17 protein-coding genes are annotated in these 16751 nt (G+C 67.6%); 3 read left to right on the forward strand and 14 right to left on the reverse strand.

Annotated elements, in window-relative coordinates:
• Nucleotides 1-98: 98 nt before the first annotated feature.
• Nucleotides 99-1169, reverse strand: a complete 1071-nt coding sequence (locus I73_RS01800; RefSeq protein ID WP_022979051.1) for a 6-phosphofructokinase — start codon at nt 1167-1169, stop codon at nt 99-101.
• 36 nt (nt 1170-1205) lie between these two features.
• Nucleotides 1206-1949 carry a 2OG-Fe dioxygenase family protein gene (locus I73_RS01805; protein WP_026096187.1) on the reverse strand — a complete coding sequence of 248 codons (744 nt, stop codon included), beginning with the start codon at nt 1947-1949 and terminating at the stop codon, nt 1206-1208.
• Nucleotides 1950-2093: 144 nt separating this feature from the next.
• Between I73_RS01805 and I73_RS30630 the strand changes: the two genes are divergently transcribed.
• Together I73_RS30630 and I73_RS01815 are read left to right on the forward strand one after the other, a co-directional pair.
• Nucleotides 2094-3989, forward strand: a complete 1896-nt coding sequence (locus tag I73_RS30630; protein WP_022979053.1) for an ATP-binding protein — start codon at nt 2094-2096, stop codon at nt 3987-3989.
• 14 nt (nt 3990-4003) lie between these two features.
• Nucleotides 4004-4924 carry a DMT family transporter gene (locus tag I73_RS01815; RefSeq protein WP_022979054.1) on the forward strand — a complete coding sequence of 307 codons (921 nt, stop codon included), beginning with the start codon at nt 4004-4006 and terminating at the stop codon, nt 4922-4924.
• Between the two features lie 10 nt (nt 4925-4934).
• Here I73_RS01815 and I73_RS01820 read toward each other — a convergent pair whose 3' ends face one another.
• Nucleotides 4935-5843 carry a DMT family transporter gene (locus I73_RS01820; RefSeq protein ID WP_026096189.1) on the reverse strand — a complete coding sequence of 303 codons (909 nt, stop codon included), beginning with the start codon at nt 5841-5843 and terminating at the stop codon, nt 4935-4937.
• 163 nt (nt 5844-6006) lie between these two features.
• Between I73_RS01820 and I73_RS01825 the strand changes: the two genes are divergently transcribed.
• Nucleotides 6007-6834 (forward strand): TlpA disulfide reductase family protein, encoded by an 828-nt coding sequence (locus I73_RS01825; protein ID WP_022979056.1) that lies wholly within the window; start codon nt 6007-6009, stop codon nt 6832-6834.
• A 6-nt stretch (nt 6835-6840) separates the two neighbouring features.
• Here the strand turns inward: I73_RS01825 and I73_RS01830 are convergent, their stop codons facing one another.
• From I73_RS01830 to I73_RS01865, 11 genes are all read right to left on the reverse strand, one after another.
• Nucleotides 6841-8652: a GspE/PulE family protein gene (locus I73_RS01830; RefSeq protein ID WP_022979057.1), complete on the reverse strand. Its 1812-nt coding sequence runs from the start codon at nt 8650-8652 to the stop codon at nt 6841-6843.
• 12 nt (nt 8653-8664) lie between these two features.
• Nucleotides 8665-9450 carry a spermidine synthase gene (locus I73_RS01835; RefSeq protein ID WP_022979058.1) on the reverse strand — a complete coding sequence of 262 codons (786 nt, stop codon included), beginning with the start codon at nt 9448-9450 and terminating at the stop codon, nt 8665-8667.
• The gene (locus I73_RS01840) at nt 9447-9995 is read right to left on the reverse strand and encodes a DNA-deoxyinosine glycosylase (RefSeq protein WP_051048922.1); all 549 of its coding nucleotides are present in this window, start codon (nt 9993-9995) and stop codon (nt 9447-9449) included. The genes I73_RS01835 and I73_RS01840 overlap by 4 nt, the downstream gene beginning before the upstream one ends.
• Nucleotides 9949-10767 (reverse strand): TatD family hydrolase, encoded by an 819-nt coding sequence (locus I73_RS01845; protein ID WP_022979060.1) that lies wholly within the window; start codon nt 10765-10767, stop codon nt 9949-9951. The genes I73_RS01840 and I73_RS01845 overlap by 47 nt, the downstream gene beginning before the upstream one ends.
• 10 nt (nt 10768-10777) lie before the next feature.
• Nucleotides 10778-11479, reverse strand: a complete 702-nt coding sequence (locus I73_RS01850) for an ABC transporter ATP-binding protein (protein ID WP_022979061.1) — start codon at nt 11477-11479, stop codon at nt 10778-10780.
• Nucleotides 11472-12743, reverse strand: a complete 1272-nt coding sequence (locus I73_RS01855; protein ID WP_022979062.1) for a lipoprotein-releasing ABC transporter permease subunit — start codon at nt 12741-12743, stop codon at nt 11472-11474. The genes I73_RS01850 and I73_RS01855 overlap by 8 nt, the downstream gene beginning before the upstream one ends.
• 148 nt (nt 12744-12891) lie before the next feature.
• A complete protein-coding gene (locus I73_RS31285) occupies nt 12892-13401 on the reverse strand; it encodes a type II CAAX prenyl endopeptidase Rce1 family protein (RefSeq protein ID WP_159105823.1) in 510 nt (169 codons plus the stop codon).
• Between the two features lie 197 nt (nt 13402-13598).
• A complete protein-coding gene (locus I73_RS32250; protein WP_148289648.1) occupies nt 13599-13844 on the reverse strand; it encodes a transposase in 246 nt (81 codons plus the stop codon).
• Nucleotides 13845-14657: 813 nt separating this feature from the next.
• Nucleotides 14658-14978, reverse strand: coding sequence for a hypothetical protein (locus tag I73_RS32255; protein ID WP_148289649.1), 321 nt, complete (start codon nt 14976-14978; stop codon nt 14658-14660).
• A 380-nt stretch (nt 14979-15358) separates the two neighbouring features.
• Entirely contained in the window at nt 15359-16129 is a 771-nt protein-coding gene (gene otsB, locus I73_RS01860) for a trehalose-phosphatase (RefSeq protein ID WP_022979063.1), read from the reverse strand.
• Nucleotides 16126-16751 (reverse strand): trehalose-6-phosphate synthase (locus I73_RS01865; RefSeq protein ID WP_026096193.1); only part of this gene is annotated, 626 nt, incomplete at its 5' end. The genes I73_RS01865 and otsB, both read right to left, overlap by 4 nt.

Genomic DNA, 16751 nt, shown 5'->3' on the forward strand with positions numbered 1-16751 from the left:
TCTCGGGGGGTTGGGCCGTGATGAGACACTGCCCCGAGGTCGCCCTTTGTGCGCCAGCGCAATTTCCGGCCGGCCGCCGCACCGGCGTTTGATCGTGATCAGACGGCGGCTTGCCCCAGCGACAAGCCCAGCCCCTTGGCGGCGGCCAGCAGGGGGTGGTCCAGCGGCACCCGCCGGCTCTGCCCGGCCACGCTGGCCAGCGGCACGCTGGTGCAGACGTCCCCTTGCAGCACGACCATGCGGTTGAACTGCCCCTGACGGACCAGTTGCGCCGCGTGGTAGCCGAAGCGGGTGGCCAGCACCCGGTCGAAGGGCGTGGGCGAACCGCCGCGCTGCACATGGCCCAGCTGGGTGCTGCGCACCTCGCTGCCCACCAGCGGCTGCAGGGCCTGGGCCAGCCACTGCCCCACCCCGCCCAGGCGCACCGGCTCCGGGCTGTCGGCCAGCCGCGCGCGCACCACCTGCGCCTGGTTCAGGGCGTGGGCCCCTTCGGCGATGCAGATCAGCGTGTCGCCCTCGCGGGCCTCGCGCTGGCGGCAGACCTCGGCCACGGCCTCCACCGAAAACGGCAACTCAGGCAGCAGGATCACGTCAGCCCCGCCGGCCATGCCACCTTCCAGCGCGATCCAGCCCGCATCGCGCCCCATGGTCTCGGCAATCATCACCCGGCCATGGCTCTTGGCCGTGGTGGCCAGCCGGTCCAGCGATTCGGCCACCACCGCCACCGCGCTGTCGAAACCGAAGCTGCGGTCGGTGTGCATCAGGTCGTTGTCGATGGTCTTGGGCACGCCCACCACCGGCACACCCAGGCGGGCGAAGCCCTCGGCGATCACCATGGTGCCGTCGCCGCCGATCACCACCAGGCCGTCGATGCCTTCGCGCTGGAGGGTGGCCAGCGCCTGGGCGGACACATCGCCGCCGTTGGCGCCGAAATAGTGGAAGGGATCGCAGCGGTTGTGCGTGCCCAGGATGGTGCCGCCCAGCGAGAGGATGCCCTCCACGTCGGGCGCGCGCAGCGGGCGCAGGGCCGGCCGGCACAGGCCGAGAAAACCCCGCTCAATGCCGGTGACGGTGGCGCCCGCCTCGTTGATCAAGGCCAGGGTGACCGCCCGGATCACCGCGTTGAGTCCGGGGCAGTCGCCGCCGCCGGTCAGGATACCGATGTGCATCCGGGAACGATACACCGGCCCTGCGGCGGCACGGACTCAGCTGTTCTCCGGGCCCTGGAAGCCGCCGGAGCGGAAGGTCAGCACCAGCGTGTCTCGGTGCCCGCCCACGGCCGGGTCCAGCGGCTGGATGGGCGTCGATTCGTGGATCACCCGCTCGTCGTCCAGCAACAGGGTGCTGAAGGGTTCGCTGAGCGTGAAGCGCTGGCCAGCGGTGCCCTGGGCCTCGAAGACCCGGGTCTCGCCCCCCTTGATGCCCACGCGGCTGATCAGGGTCACGGTGACCAGGTCCACCCCATCGCGGTGGGCGCCTTCGGGCGTGGGCCGGCCGATGCCGTCGGTGGTGTCGATGCGGAAGGGATGGGCCTCGACATACCAGGTTCGCGGCCCGCGCAGGGCCGAGGCCCGGGCGGCCATGCCCGCCAGCCAGCGCGACCACAGCGGGTCGGCCACCAGTGCGGGCTCGATCGGCTCGAAGTGGCGCTGGATGCCTCCGTGCAGGGCGTTGTAGGACACCGGCTGCCAGTGCGGCCGGTGCGCCACCTGGGTCACCACTTCGCCTTCGACGATGAAACAGCTGTGGCGCCGGCGACGGTAGCGGCCGCCATCGCGCAGGTAGCCGTCGGCCGGCAGCCGGTCCCAGTAGGCCGGCCAGGCGGCCAGGGCCCCGGGCGGGGCCGACAGCATCTCGTTCAGCCCATGGGCATTCAGCACCGCGAAGCCCTGGGCGGCCAGGGTCGCGTCCAGACCCGACAGCGGGGTCAACGCAGGAGCAAGCATCATGATGGTGACGATTGTCGCGCTTCGGGCACTTGGACAGGCGCCAGACATCGGGATGGGGCCGGCCCGTGCTACCGTTTCAGGGTGTCACACAATGCCCCGTCCCCCACTTCCAGCGAATCGCCGAGCTCTGGCGCGCATTCGCCCGTGGACCCGCGCCTGATCAATGATGTGGCGGGCGTGATCACCTGGCAGCTGGACCTGGCCACCGGTCTGCTGAGCACCGACCAGCAGGGCCGCCGTCTGCTGGGCCTGCCGACCCAGGCCAATGGTTGGGCGGTGCACGAATTCACCGACCGGGTGCACCCGGACGATCTGCTGGCCCTGCGCGAGGCCAATGCCCTGAGCCTGGCCACCCACGGGCCGGTGGACGTGACCCTGCGGGTGCGGGGGGCCGATGGCCATTGGGTCCACCTGCTGACCCGGCGCATCGCCCACGGGGATGAACAGGGGCAACCGCGCATCCTCCAGGGCATCGCCTTCAATGTCACCCAGCAGCAGCGCCTGGCCAGCGAGCTCAAGACCGCCAGCGACCGGATCGCCCTGGCGGCCCGGGGGGTCGGCATGGGCACCTGGGTGGTGGACATGACCACCGGCAAACACCAGTGGGATGTCCAGATGTGGGCCCTGCGGGGCCGCACGCCCCGGCCCGAGGCGCCGTCCTATCCCGAGATGCTGTCCTGGGTTCACCCCGACGACCGCCCCCGCGCCGAACGTCGTCTGCAGAAGGTGGTCACCACCCGGGAAGGCCAGCACGAATTCCGCGTCGTCTGGCCGGATGGCTCCGTGCACTGGCTGGCCTCGCGCCGCCTGGTGGTGCGCGACGATGAAGGGAAGCCGGTCCAGCAGATGGGCGTGAACTGGGACGTCACTGATGCCCATCGTGCCCTGGAGGAACGCCATGCCCGGGAGTTGGCCCAACGCGAGAGCGAGGCCAAGTCCGAGTTGCTGGCCCGCCTCAGCCATGAGCTGCGCACCCCGCTGAACGCCATCCTGGGCTTTACCCAGCTGCTGCTGGCCGATCACGACCGGATGGCCGCGGTGGAGCGACAAAAACAGCTGCAGCAGATCGAGCATGCCGGCGTGCATCTGCTGTCGCTCATCAACGATGTGCTGGAGCTGGCCCAGCCCCAGGCGGCCTCGGCCGCACTGGCGCCACAGACGCCGGTGGACCTGTCCGAAGTGCTGGCTTCCGCCCGCCCGATGGTGGACGGCCCGGCGGCACAGAAGCAGATCGAGTGGCGGGTGGATGTGCCGGCCGGCCTGCAGGCCTGCGGCGACCCGGTGCGCCTGCGCCAGGTGCTGATCAACCTGCTGACCAACGCGATCAAGTACAACCGCGACGGCGGCTGGGTGGCGGTTCGGGCCCGGCCCGAAGGCCAGCGGGTGCTGCTGTCGGTCAGCGACAGCGGCATCGGCATGCCGGTCGAGGCGCAAAACCAGGCCTTCGAGCCCTTCCATCGACTGCCGGCCAGTGCAGCCGATGTCGACGGTGTCGGGATCGGCCTGGCCATCGTCAAGACGCTGGTGGGCCGCATGGGGGGCGAGATCCAGGTGCACAGCCAGCCCGGCCAGGGCAGCACCTTCGAGGTTCGGCTGCCGGCTGTCCAGGCCGACGCGCAGCACGAGCCCCTGCCCACCGCGCCGCCACACGCCGAGTCCGGCCTGCCCTGCCTGCTCTACATCGAAGACAACCCGGTCAACATGACCATCGTCGCCGAGCTGGTCGCCCGCCACCCGGGGGTGCGCTTCGTGGGCGCCCCTGACGCGCTGAGTGGGCTGCGCCTGGCCCGCGAACTGCGGCCCCGGCTCATCCTGACCGACATGCAACTGCCCGACCTGCACGGCAGCGAGGTGCTGCAGCGCCTGCGGGCCGATCCGCAGACGCGGGACATCCCCTGCATTGCCCTGTCGGCCAATGCCCTGCCCAGCGACATCGAGGCAGCATTGGCCCAGGGTTTCTCGGCCTATTGGACCAAGCCGCTGGACTTTTCCGCGTTTCGTCAGACACTGGGCGCCCTTTTCGATGCTTCCGGCCGCTGATCGCGGCCTGTCCCATGTCGACCCACCAGCCGCTGTCGCTGCGCATTGCCCTGTTGCTCACCCTGCCGCCCCTGCTGTGGGCCGGCAACGCCGTGGTGGGCCGCCTGGCGGTGGGTGCCGTGCCGCCGGTGGCCCTGAACTTCGTGCGCTGGCTGCTGGCCTTCGCCCTGCTGTGGCCGCTGGGCCGGGCGGCCTGGCGTGACCGCGCCGCGCTGCGCAAGCGCTGGCCCTACCTGTCGGGCCTGGGGCTGCTGGGCATGGGCAGCTACAACGCGCTGCAGTACCTGGCCCTGCACACCTCCACGCCGCTCAACGTCACCCTGATCGCGGCCAGCTCGCCAGTCTGGATGCTGGGCATCGGCGCGGTGCTCTACGGCGTGCAGCCCCGGCGCCAGGACCTGCTGGGTGCGGCCCTGTCGCTGCTTGGCGTGGCCCTGGTCATCGCCCATGGCGAACCGGAGCGCCTGCTCGCCCTGCGCTTCTCGCCGGGCGACCTGCTGATGCTGCTGGCCATGTTCAGCTGGTGCCTGTACAGCTGGATGCTGGCCCGCCCGCCGGCCTCCATGCGCGCGCCGGAGCGCCCGGCCTGGGGCTGGGCCGAGTTCCTGTCGCTGCAGATCGGTTTCGGCCTGGTGTGGTGCGCCGCGGCCACCGGCGTGGAAGTGGCGGTGGCCGAGGCCCAATGGCACTGGAGCCCGGCCGTCTTCGCCATCCTGGCCTATGTGGCCATCGGCCCCTCGCTGATCGCCTACTACTGCTGGGGCCAGGGCGTGGCCACGGTGGGCCCGGCCATCGCTGCCTTCTTTGTCAACCTGACGCCGCTGTTCGCCGCGCTGATGTCCACCGCCCTGCTGGGCGAGGCGCCGCGCTGGTACCACGCGGCCGCCTTCGGCCTCATCGTCGGCGGCATCGTCATCTCCTCACGCAAGCGCTGAGCCTGGGCGTTCAACGCCAGCGGGCCAGCAGCCAGACCCCACCCAGCACCAGGGCCGTGCCCACGAAGAGCAGCGGCGTGAAGGGTTCGCCCAGCAGCACGATGCCCATGCCGATGGTGCTCAGCGGGCCGATCATGCCGATCTGCGCCGTCAGCGGCGCACCGATGCGTTCGATGGCCATCATCACCATCAGCACCGGCGCCACCGTGCAGGCGGTGGCGTTGAGCAGCGACAGCCACAGCACCGGCGCCGGCACCAGGGCCGCTGACATCGGCTTGAGCAACACGAACTGCAGCAGGCAGAAGCCGCAGGCCACGCTGGACGCCAGCCCGGTCAGGCGCAGCGAGCCCAGCCGGCCCACCACCTCGCCGCTGCCCACCATGTAGAGCGCGTAGCTGATGGCGCTGCCGAAGACCAGCGCGGCGCCCAGCGCCGTGTGCGTGCCCTGGTCGGCCGCCTCGTGGCCAAAGACCAGCACCGTGCCCAGGTAGCTCAGCCCGGCGGCGGCCCACTGCCGCCCCGTCACCCGGCGCTTGAACCACAGCACCGAGATGGCCATCACGATGGTCGGGCCCAGGTAGAGGATCAGCCGCTCCAGGCTGGCGCTGATGTAGGCCAGGCCCATGAAATCCAGCTGGCTGGCCAGGTAATAGCCCGAGAAACCCAGGGCCAGCACGGCCCATCGGTCACGCGCAGTCAGGGCCGGGCGGCCCCGCCCGGCCCACCAGGCCAGCAGCAGGAACAGCGGCAGCGCGATCAGCATGCGGTACATGATGAGCGTCACCGCGTCGACGCCGTGCCGGTAGGCCAGCTTGACGATGATGGCCTTGCCCGAGAACGCGATGGCGCCCAGGGCGGCCAGGGCCAGCCCGCGCCAGTCGGCGTGGCGGACTGTGCCGCTGGAGAGATGCGATGTCATGGGCGGCATCTTCGCAGCTTCGGTCCCGCGCGGCCGGTCGCCACGCTTCGTCACCCTTCGTGGAATGGCACGCCAGACTTCACCGTGGGGAACTGGCCGGCCGCAGGCACACTCCACCCATACCCCGCCCCGCATCTTCCCGCCTGACCCAACCCGCCTCGCCATGAGCAGCAGTCTCCAACTCGGTCCCTTCGCCCTGCCCTGGGCCCTGCTGCTGATGGCGCTGGCCGTGCTGGCGGGCAACACCTTGGGGCGCCGAATCGGCCGGGCCCAGGGCATCGACCCCGAGCCCCAGGCCTTCCGCGTGCTGCTGCTGGCCCTGCTGGCCGCGCGGCTGGCCTTCGTCGGGCCCTACCTCGGGCTGTACCTCGACGAGCCCTGGCGGCTGATCGACATCCGCGATGGCGGCTGGAATGCCCAGGCCGGCTTGATCGCCGGCTGGATTGCGACGGGCCTGTGGGTGCGGCGGCACGCACCACTGCGCCGCCCGCTGCTGGCGGCTGTGGGCACGGCCAGCCTGGTCTGGCTGATCGGCAACGGGCTGCTGCTGTGGCAGCAGCCGGCGGGCCAGTCACTGCCCGCCCTCACCCTGGACGACCTGCAGGGCCGACCGGTGGCGCTGGCCGAGCTGAGCGGCCAGCCAACCGTGGTGAACCTGTGGGCCACCTGGTGCCCGCCCTGCCGCCGCGAGATGCCGGTGCTGGCCGCGGCCCAGACCCGCTACCCCGGCGTGCGCTTCGTCTTCGTGAACCAGGGCGAGTCGGCGACCACCATCGGGGCCTATCTGGCCGGCCAGGGCCTGCATCTGGATCAACCACTCGTCGACCCACGCTCCGAGCTGGGCGCCCAGCTGGGGCAGCGGGCCCTGCCCACCACGCTGTTCGTCGATGCCCAGGGGCGGATCGTGGACCGCCGGATCGGCGAGTTGTCGCCTGCCACCCTGGCGCAGCGGCTGCAGCCGTTGTCGCCCTCGCCGCCCCTCACGCCCTGAGCAGGCTCACTCGCTGTCCCAGCGCGGGGTGCAGCGCAGCACCTCTTCCAGCGAGGTGAGGCCCTGGGCCACCTTGCTGAGGCCCGCCACACGCAGCGGCAGCAGCCCCTCCTCACCGGCCTGGCGGCGCAGCCGGGCCAAGTCCAGCTGCGGATGCATGGCCTGGCGCACCGGCTCGCTGACCTCCATCAGCTCGTACAGCGCCGCGCGGCCGCGGTAGCCGGTGCCGCGGCAGGCCGGACAGCCGACCGCCTTGTGCCCCCGCAAGGGGCCAGCCAGGCCCCAGGGCTTGGCGTGCTGGCTCAGGTCCTCGGCGGTGATGGATGGATCGGGCTGCTTGCACTGCGGGCACAGGGTGCGGGCCAGGCGCTGGGCCAGCACGCCAATCACCGTGGCAGAGATCAGATAAGGCGGCACGCCCAGGTCCACCAGGCGGGTGATGGCCGAGGGGGCATCGTTGGTGTGCAGGGTGGAGAACACCAAATGCCCGGTCAGGGCGGCCTGGATGGCCATCTCGGCGGTCTCCAGGTCGCGGATTTCACCGACCATGATGATGTCCGGGTCCTGCCGCATCAGGGCCCGCAGGCCCTCGGCAAAGCTCAGCTCCACCGAGGGCTGCACCTGGGTCTGGTTGAAGGCCGGCTCGATCATCTCGATCGGGTCCTCCACGGTGCAGACGTTGACCTCCTCGGTGGCCAGCTTCTTCAGCGTGGAATACAGCGTGGTCGTCTTGCCCGAGCCGGTGGGGCCGGTCACCAGGATGATGCCGTGCGGCTGGTTGATCAGCGTGTTCCAGCGCCGGGCCTCGTCGGGCGAGAAGCCCAGGGCGTCGAAGGGCTTGTCGGCGGTGCCCGGGTCGAAGATCCGCATCACCACCTTCTCGCCGAAGGCAGTGGGCAGCGTGGACAGACGCATCTCCACCTCGCCACCGCCGGCCAGGCCTTCGGGGCGGCGGGTCTTGATGCGACCGTCCTGCGGGCGGCGCTTCTCGATCACGTCCATGCGGCCCAGCAGCTTGATGCGGGCGGTCATGGCGCCCATCACCGGCGCGGGCACGCGGTGCACGGTGTGCAGCACACCGTCGATGCGAAAGCGGATGGCGCCGGTGTCGCGCCGGGGCTCCAGGTGGATGTCGCTGGCGCGCTGCTCGAAGGCGTACTGCCACAGCCAGTCGACGATTTGCACCACGCCCTGGTCGTTGGCGTCCAGGTTGTCGCGCGACTTCAGATCCACCAACTGCTCGAAGCTGTTGGCCAGCGCGCTCTCGGCGTTGGTCTTGCGCGCGGCGCGCACGCTCTGGGCCAGCTGGTAGAACTCGGTGGTGTAGCGGGCGATCTCGTCGGGCGGGGCCAGCATCAGCTTGATGCGCCGGCGGGTGTGGGCCTCGATCTCGGGCACCCACTCCACCGCGAAGGGCTCGCAGGTGACGATGGTGATCTCGGTGGGCGACACCAGCACCGGCAGCGCATGACGGCTTTCGGCGTAGGCCTGGGACATCACCTCCTGCACCCGGCTGGCCTCCACCCGCAGTGGGTCGATGCGCATGACCGGCAGGCCGAAGCGCTGGCCCAGCCAGGCGGTCAGCTGCTCGGTGTCCAGGGCCTGGCCGCTGCGCGCGTCCTTCAGGCCCACGCCGCCCAGGCGCTGCAGCGGGTGCAGGCTGGAGCCGGCCTGGGCGAAGCGGCGCAGCAGGCGGTCGGCCTCCTCGGCCGCCAGCGCCCCATCGTCGCGCAGCCACTTGAGCAGGTGGCGCATGTCCAGCTTGCCGCGCGGGGCGGCGCGGGGACGTTCGGGCGGCGAAGGGGCGGCAACGGTCATGGCACGGGACGCTCAGCCCAGAACCGCCGGATCCAGCGGGCGCACCATGCGCAGCCACTTGCGTGCCGGCAGGCCGAAGCGCGCTTCGATGTTAGCGGCGCGGGCGGTCAATTCCTCCCGGTCGGGCACCTTTACATGGCGGGCCGCCACGATGACGGTGTTGCCCTCCTTGGTGGGCCGCAGGCTCCAGACCTGGTCCAGCCCGAAGACGCGGGCGATGCGCCCCGCGCTGCGCACAAAGCTGGTGTCTCGGCCGAACAGGTTCACGGTCATCAGCCCGCCCTCGTCCAGCACATCGCGGCAGTGGGCGTAGAAGTCTTCGTCGTCCAGCACCGGGGCGGCGGCCTCGTGGTCGTAGAGGTCCACATTGAGCGCCTGCACCGTGTGGCGGTGGGCCGGGTCGGCCACCCAGCGGGCGGCGTCTTCGTTCACCACGCTCAGGCGCTGGTCGTCGTCCGGCAGGCGGAACCACAGTCGACAGGCGTGGATGACGGTGGGGTTGAGCTCCACCGCGGTGGTCGGCATGCGCAGCACCTTGTGGCAGAACTTGGTGAGCGCGGCCGCACCCAGACCCAGCTGCACCACCTGGCCTTCGGTCACCTCGTCCTGCGGGCGCCAGAGCAGCCAGGCCATCATGCGCTGGATGTACTCCAGCTCCAGCTGGTAGGGCTTGCTGATGCGCATGGCGCCCTGCACCCAGATGGAATCCAGGTGCAGGTAGCGCACGCCATCGAGCTCGGACATGGTGGCGCCGACCATGTCGTCGGTGCGGCTCTCGCGGTTCTTCTTGGTCGTCATGCGGTGGGCAGCAGACCGCACTGGGCGAACACCTCGCGCCAGGCGGCGAGCTTGCGCTCGAAGGACCAGCTGGCATGGGCCGGGCTGGTGGAGGGCAAGCGGTACACGGGCAACCCGAACGAGGCGGTGAAACGCCGCGCCCGGGCTGATTCCCCGCCATTGTGGGCGATGCCGCGCAGCTGTGGCAGCCGGGCAATCAGACCGGCGAAGTCGTTGTACTCGGCCTGCTCGATGGCGCTGTCCAGGCTGCCCTCACGCTCGCAGGCCGCATAGACATCCCAGATGCCCAGGCCGCGGGCCTGCACCGCGGCCACCCGCTCGGCGTAGGGCATGGCCTTCAGGTCCAGGCCAAACAGGGCCGAGAGCAGCGGCCAGAACTGGTTGCGCGGATGGGCGTAGTACTGCTGGGCCTGCAGCGAGGCCACGCTGGGAAAGCTGCCCAGCACCAGCAGGCGCGTGCCGACATCGGCCACCGGCGGGAACCCCCTCAGCACCGGCTCAGCCTTCCAGCAGCGGCTTGAGCCGCGGCAGGACGGTGCAGGCATTGGTGCTGGTGATCAGCGCCGTCTCCGCCAGTGTCCATTCGCGCAGGCCGGCCAGGGTGCGGGCGATGCGCGGCAGCTGGCTAGGTTCGTTGCGGCTGTGCTCGCCCGCAGCCCGCTGGGCCGCGGTGCGGTAGAGCCACTGCGGCGGGATGTCCGGCGCGTCGGTCTCCAGCACCAGGGCGTGGGCCGGCAACTCGGCCGCCAGGGCCTGGATGTTGAGCGAACGGTCGAAGGTCATGGCCCCGCCAAAGCCCAGCACGAAACCGCGGCGCACGAAGTCATGGGCCTGCTGCACGCTGCCATTGAAGGCATGGACGATGCCTGTCACGCCCTCGAAGCGGCGCAGCCCCTTGAGCAGGGCATCGGCCGAGCGCCGCACATGCAGCAGCACCGGCAGGCCGAAGCGCCGGGCCAGCTTGAGCTGGGCCTGGTAGAAGCGCTCCTGCCGGGCACGGTCCAGCCCGGGCACAAAGTGGTCCAGGCCGATCTCGCCCACCGCCACCAGGCGCGGGTCGTCCTGGTGCTGCGCCAGGGCATCCGTCAGACGGTCCAGGTCTTCGTCGGCGGCCCGGTCCACGTACATCGGGTGGATGCCCAGCGCGTAGCTCAGGCCATGCTGGTGGGCCAGCGCGCGCACCGCGTCGAAGTTGGCCACCTCCACCGCCGGCAGCACCTGCATGGCCACCCGGGCCTCGCGGGCGCGCGCCAGCACGGCCTCGCGATCGGCATCGAATTCAGCCGCGTCCAGGTGGCAGTGGGTGTCGATCCACATCGGGGCGGGCTCAGCGGCTCTCGACCGGCGTCGGCGCGGCCAGCAGCTGCCCGGCCTGCATGCGCACCACGCGGTCGCAGCGCGCGGCCAGCGCAGCATCGTGCGTCACCAGCACGAAGGCAAGCCCCTTTTCCAGGGTGCGGCCCAGCATCAGGTCGAAGACGCGATCGGCCGTCTCGCGGTCCAGGTTGCCGGTGGGCTCGTCGGCCAGCACACAGGCCGGATGCGCCACCAGCGCACGCGCCAGGGCCACCCGCTGGCGCTCGCCGCCGGAGAGTTCGGACGGCCGGTGCAGCACCCGCTCGGCCAGGCCCACCGCCGCCAGGGCCTCGCGGGCGGCGGCGTGGGCGGTGGCCACGCTTTCGCGGCGGATGCGCAGCGGCATGGCCACGTTGTCCAGCGCGCTGAACTCCGGCAGCAGGTGGTGGAACTGGTAGACGAAGCCCAGGTGCCGGTTGCGCCAGGCGCCCTGCTCCGCCGCACTGAGCGTGTCCAGGCGTTGGCCCATCAGCGTCACCGCGCCCTGGCTGGGCGCGTCCAGCCCGCCCAGCAGGTGCAGCAGCGTGCTCTTGCCCGAGCCCGAGGCGCCGACGATGGCCAGGGTCTCGCCCGCGCGCACCTGCAGGTCCACGCCACGCAGCACATGCACGTCCAACGGGCCCTCCACATAGCGCTTGTGCAGGCCGGTGGCTTCCAGGATCACGTCACTCATAGCGCAGGGCCTCCGCGGGGTTGACCCGGCTGGCGCGCCAGCTGGGGTACAGGGTGGCCAGGAAGGCCAGAGCCAGCGAGATGCAGGCGATGGGCACGATGTCGCCGGCCTGCGGGTCGCTGGGCATGCGGCTGATCAGGTAGACGCTGCCGGGCAGGAAATGCACGCCCAGCAGGTGCTCGATGGCCGGCACGATGACGTCGATGTTGAAGGCCACCAGCAGGCCCAGCGCCACGCCGGCAAAGGTGCCGATCACCCCGGCCGCCGCGCCCTGCACCACGAAGATGCCCATGATGGAGCGCGGGCTGGCGCCCAGGGTGCGCAGAATGGCGATGTCGGCCCGCTTGTCGGTCACCGTCATCACCAGCGTGGACACCAGGTTGAAGGCCGCCACCGCGACGATCAGCGTCAGGATGATGGCCATCATCCGCTTCTCGATCTGCACCGCGTCGTACCAGGCGGCGTTGGTGCGCGTCCAGTCACGCACCAGCACCTGATCGCCCAGGCGCACGGCCAGGTCCGCGCCCACGCGCCGGGCGTCCTGCACATCCTTCAGGCGCAGCTGCACGCCGGTGGGGCCGCCCACCCGGTACAGGCGCGCGGCATCGTCCAGGTTGACCAGGGCCAGCGCGCTGTCGTATTCATAGTGCCCGACGGTGAAGATGCCGGCCACGGTGAACTGCTTCAGGCGCGGCGCCACACCAGCCGGCGTGACCTGCCCCCCCGGGGCGATCAGGGTGACCGGGTCGCCCTCGCGCACGCCCAGCGAGCGGGCCAGCTCACTGCCCAGCAGGATCTTCCACTCGCCGGGCTGCAGCCGGTCCAGCACACCGTTGCGCTTGAGCTGGGCCGCCAGATCGGTCACCCCGCCCTCATCGGCCGGCACCACGCCGCGCACCATCACGCCGCGCATGTCCTCGCCACGGGCCAGCAGCGACTGCACCGCGATGAACGGCGCCGCCGCCGTCACCTCGGGCTGCTGCCGGGCCTGCTGCGCCAGGGCCTGCCAATCGGGCAGCGCGTCACCGCTCGGCGAGAGCAGCTCCACATGCGGGATGGCCGACAACATGCGGTCACGCACTTCTTTCTGGAAGCCGTTCATCACGCTCAGCACGATGATCAGCGCCGCCACACCCAGGGCGATGCCGATGACCGAGACGAAGGAGATGAAGGAGATGAAGCCGTTGCGTCGGCCGGCGCGGCCGGCGCGGGTGTAGCGCCAGCCGATCTGCCACTCGTAGGGCAGCTTGGAGAAAAAGCTCATGGGCGTGATGCTACTACCCCGCCATCTGTCGATTCCCGTGAGTTCGCAGACCCGCGCTGCAGTGCAGGCCTTTGCTACAGCCTCAACGTGATGATTCCCCCCTTTTTTGAAGGGCGAGGCTTTGCACTTCAAATCCGGGATCAATAAATTAGAAAAACCTATTCATCACAATCATTATTAAATTATGAAGCGAATGGATTAAAAATGACATCACAACCGCCTTTGTCATATAGTCAGCACCCCATTGGATCATCGTCAACCCCAATGGAACACCTACAGAAACCCCTCCCGCAAAAAATGAAATCCACCCAACAGAAATGTGAGCCAACGCGAATGGGGCAGAGCAAGCCCAAAATATCCAACCATCGCTCAATTTAAGCCTTCTGACAATCAACATCGGGATAGTCTGGAATAAAATCGTCTCCAGCAAAGGGCCAAAAATAACTGTCAATATAAATGAATTCCACCCCACACCGAGACTCCTCGGTTGGTCACTGTAATTTATTACTATAAATGGAATCGAAAATATAAAACTCAGAAAAATAGACAGTGCAGCCATGAGGAGCACATAGCGACAAGCGCCAACCCGCCCCAGGAATTCAATGAATTTTTTAATTTCTTTTGATAGCCGACACTCATGATTCATGAATTTACTCATTTTCATTCCTGATTAGTCATGAACCTCAGTCTTGCCATGAATATGACGTTCCCGGGTAGGCGCAGCCTTGGCAGCGTGAGCGAGTAATCCCAGAAAGATGGTTCTTGAGGTTGAACCAACCGTTGAACAGTACGAGAAGGCACCGAGGTACTTGCCGGCGTACCTGCAGAACTTGTAGGCCTTTTCGGCGCCGCCGATCATGGTCTTGCGGCTGTCCTGCACGGTGTTGACACTTGCGGCATGTCGCGCGGCTTGCATGAGCCCACGACGATGTCGGCGTGCGCGTAGTTAGCATCGATGATGCCAGCGAAGCAATTCAGGCCATCGCTGCGCATGTCGCAGCCAGGTAGCAAGTTGACCTGGGCCCTATGTTTGATGGCATCGATGGTGAATGCGGCCACCGGGGAGACCTTGACCCGAAGCGGACGCGCCTTGCTGATCATGACGGATCAGGACGTGACGAATACACCTTCTCGAAGATGCAATGTCTGCACTTCGAACTCGAAAGCGCCGGCGGCTTTAAGCGGAAAATTTCTTCGCTAGAGAATGCAGGTAGGTTATTGTGAAACCAGGACCCGTCACTGATATCCTGCACTCCTGCTCGCATATATAGAATCTATTCTCACTCCACCTCATCCATTCAGGCTGCTTGGTCGCGTAAGTCCGCGTGCTGTGGGCCGATTCCAGTTTCTCAAGGTGATAGCCTTTGGTCTTCAGCATGGATTCAAAGGACGCCATGAGCCGGCTCTTTGATTCCGCATCTTCAACAATCACAAAGAAGCGCCTGGGGGAAACAAAATGTAATACTGGAAACGCACCTACAAGCCCCCCAATCACGACATAGGGTGCACTGCCAGAGCCCTCCAGGGCCCAGACGAGGGCTCCAACAACGACGATCGAAATCGTCGCGGCCGCTAACAGGGTCATCAATTGCCTAAATGATTGGACCAGTGTGTAACGGGAGAGACCTGTTCCGGATTTTTCGATCGGAGAGACTTGCATGATCTAAAAAGTGAGGCAACACCCTGAAGAATATTTTCTTACTCCAAATGAACGACTCAATTAACAATCCAACGCTCCAGCGAGAAATATATATTACCGGCGCATTTGAACGTCCTATACAACCAGGCCAACGCATCACACAGCGAGGACGGTCGAGATAAAAAGTAGCACTCACGCAGAGCGCACTACTGCGCCAGCCATCTAGAAGCAATATTCGCGCAAGATTGGAATATTGACCTTCACCACCCCTGATATTAATGGAAGAACTGCTCTGTTTCGCAACGCAAGAAAAACGCCTTGTGTAGGCATAAAATTCCTGAACCCTGAACCTTGCGTGCAAAACCGAATACAGCAAAGAAAATAACAATCATCGAGGAAAATACACCCAAAATCCCCACAAGCAGCCAGTGGCTGATAGGCGATATCAAACCACCGACCCATAGGTTCTCTATGATAGATGGCCCACCACCTCCTTGCGAAAGAGCGGAGGTGATTCCTCTTCTGAGATTGGCTCGTTCATGCGCCTTCATTGAGTAATGAAAACGCTGCAGCCCACCGGATGCAAAAACACCCACGGAAACCCCTGCCTGCAATTCACTTTACTCGATGCTACCTTCCTGACAGAACCTCGGCAATATCGCTATTGCGTTTAAGTTATCGCACGGTCTGTGGGGTGTCAATGCGAAGGCGCATCTCGACCTTGCTCCTGGCTGTCTGCTTGATCGGAATATTCTGAATCGAGGTCAGCTCACCATCATGTCGCCAGCCCCTAGCGCTCGGGAGCGCATTTCTTCTTGCGTTGACGTCAAGAGTGCAATGTGCGGATCGATGGTGCTGCCATTCCCATGAACAACTACCTCTTGACTTCCGAATCACCTTCCCGCGGGCAGGAAATCACCGCAAAGAATCCGATCGGAGCCGGAGCGTGACCAGAGGTGCAATATGAGCGGAGCGATCAGCGGCTTATCCGCCCAGGCAGCATCGCCAAAATGCGCTCCAGCAACAGCGCCATCTCCGCCGGATTCTCCAGGAAGAAGCTGGCCCGGCTCTGCGGCGGCTCCCGCCCGATCTTGATGGTCAACCAGTGTGGCGGCGCCGTGGCGAACACCGGCTCGTCGTTCAGATCGTCCCCTGCGAACAGCGCCCCGCCCGCCCCACTGCGGGCCACCAGCGAACGTACCGCATGGGCCTTGTCCGGCGCGTCGGCCGGGGTCAGGTTGACCACCAGCTTGCCGCCGAAGATCGTCAGCGCCGGCCCCACCCCCTGCAGCACCTCGTCGATGACCTGACGGGCCCGGTCGCGGTCGCGCGCCAGGCGGTAATGCAGGGCGATGGACTGCTGCTTGTCCTCCACGCTCACGCCCGCCGCGCGCAGCACCGGCTCGCGCTGGGCCAGCAGGTCGCGCGCACTCTCCAGCGCCTCGGACAGGGCCTGGGCCACCGCCGGGTCGGCCTCGTCTTCCGCACCGTGGTTGCCCACGATGTAGCTGGGCACGAAACCCAAGCGCTCGCGCACATCGTCCACCTGGCGCCCGGTGACGATGGCCACCGGCAGCCAGCGCATCAGCTGGCTGAGCCGGCCGGCCACGGCCAGCGAGACGCGCGCGTCGTCCGGCCGCGGCACGATGGGCGCCAGCGTGCCGTCGAAATCGAAGGCCAGCAGGGGTTGGTACTGCAGCGCGGCCACCAGCGCGGCCTCGCCTTCGGAACTGAACAAATGCCTCATGGTGCGTCGCGTGTGGTTTCCGTCGCCCGGCCGAGCGGCCCGAGGCCATCCGCGCTGCGCTGCAGGCGCCGCACCCGGGCCTCCACCCGGGCGCGCAGACGCCAGCGCGCGGCGTCGCTGAGCATGTGGCCGGCCCAGCGGTAGACGTTGAATTCGTGCACCGTGCTGCGCAGGCTGGCCATGCGCTCGCGCTGCTCGGCCGAGGGCATGGTGGCCGCGCGGAACAGCGCATCGGCCGTTTCTTCCACATGGTAGGGGTTCACGATCAGGGCTTCGGTCAGCTCGCGGGCCGCGCCGGCAAAGCGGCTGAGCAGCAGCACGCCCTGCTCATCGTCGCGCGCGGCCACGAATTCCTTGCTCACCAGGTTCATGCCGTCGTGCAGGCTGGTCACCACGCAGATGTTGGCCGCCCGGAACAGCTCGTTGACCTGCTCGGGCTCGTGGTGCTGGGCCAGCAGATGCACGGGCTGGTAGCCGGGCCGGCCGAAGCGCTCGTTGATGCGCTGGCTCAGGCGCTCGATGCGGTCCTGGAAGCTGCGGTACTCCTCCAGCGAGCTGCGGGTGGGCGCGGCCACCTGCACGAAGACGAAGCGGCCCACCCACTCCGGGTGCTTCTCCAGCA

Origin of the sequence: Ideonella sp. B508-1 (assembly GCF_000333615.1) — a bacterium.
Classification (GTDB): Bacteria; Pseudomonadota; Gammaproteobacteria; order Burkholderiales; family Burkholderiaceae_C; genus Ideonella.

What these genes read in the sequence shown, in the direction of transcription:
- I73_RS01800 (WP_022979051.1), bottom strand. Translation starts at nt 1,169, where the DNA reads ATGCACATCGGTATCCTGACCGGCGGCGGCGACTGCCCCGGACTCAAC.
- I73_RS01805 (WP_026096187.1), bottom strand. Translation starts at nt 1,949, where the DNA reads ATGATGCTTGCTCCTGCGTTGACCCCGCTGTCGGGTCTGGACGCGACC.
- I73_RS01815 (WP_022979054.1), top strand. Translation starts at nt 4,004, where the DNA reads ATGTCGACCCACCAGCCGCTGTCGCTGCGCATTGCCCTGTTGCTCACC.
- I73_RS01820 (WP_026096189.1), bottom strand. Translation starts at nt 5,843, where the DNA reads ATGACATCGCATCTCTCCAGCGGCACAGTCCGCCACGCCGACTGGCGC.
- I73_RS01825 (WP_022979056.1), top strand. Translation starts at nt 6,007, where the DNA reads ATGAGCAGCAGTCTCCAACTCGGTCCCTTCGCCCTGCCCTGGGCCCTG.
- I73_RS01830 (WP_022979057.1), bottom strand. Translation starts at nt 8,652, where the DNA reads ATGACCGTTGCCGCCCCTTCGCCGCCCGAACGTCCCCGCGCCGCCCCG.
- I73_RS01835 (WP_022979058.1), bottom strand. Translation starts at nt 9,450, where the DNA reads ATGACGACCAAGAAGAACCGCGAGAGCCGCACCGACGACATGGTCGGC.
- I73_RS01840 (WP_051048922.1), bottom strand. Translation starts at nt 9,995, where the DNA reads ATGCCTGCACCGTCCTGCCGCGGCTCAAGCCGCTGCTGGAAGGCTGAG.
- I73_RS01845 (WP_022979060.1), bottom strand. Translation starts at nt 10,767, where the DNA reads ATGTGGATCGACACCCACTGCCACCTGGACGCGGCTGAATTCGATGCC.
- I73_RS01850 (WP_022979061.1), bottom strand. Translation starts at nt 11,479, where the DNA reads ATGAGTGACGTGATCCTGGAAGCCACCGGCCTGCACAAGCGCTATGTG.
- I73_RS01855 (WP_022979062.1), bottom strand. Translation starts at nt 12,743, where the DNA reads ATGAGCTTTTTCTCCAAGCTGCCCTACGAGTGGCAGATCGGCTGGCGC.
- I73_RS31285 (WP_159105823.1), bottom strand. Translation starts at nt 13,401, where the DNA reads ATGAGTAAATTCATGAATCATGAGTGTCGGCTATCAAAAGAAATTAAA.
- I73_RS32250 (WP_148289648.1), bottom strand. Translation starts at nt 13,844, where the DNA reads ATGATCAGCAAGGCGCGTCCGCTTCGGGTCAAGGTCTCCCCGGTGGCC.
- otsB (WP_022979063.1), bottom strand. Translation starts at nt 16,129, where the DNA reads ATGAGGCATTTGTTCAGTTCCGAAGGCGAGGCCGCGCTGGTGGCCGCG.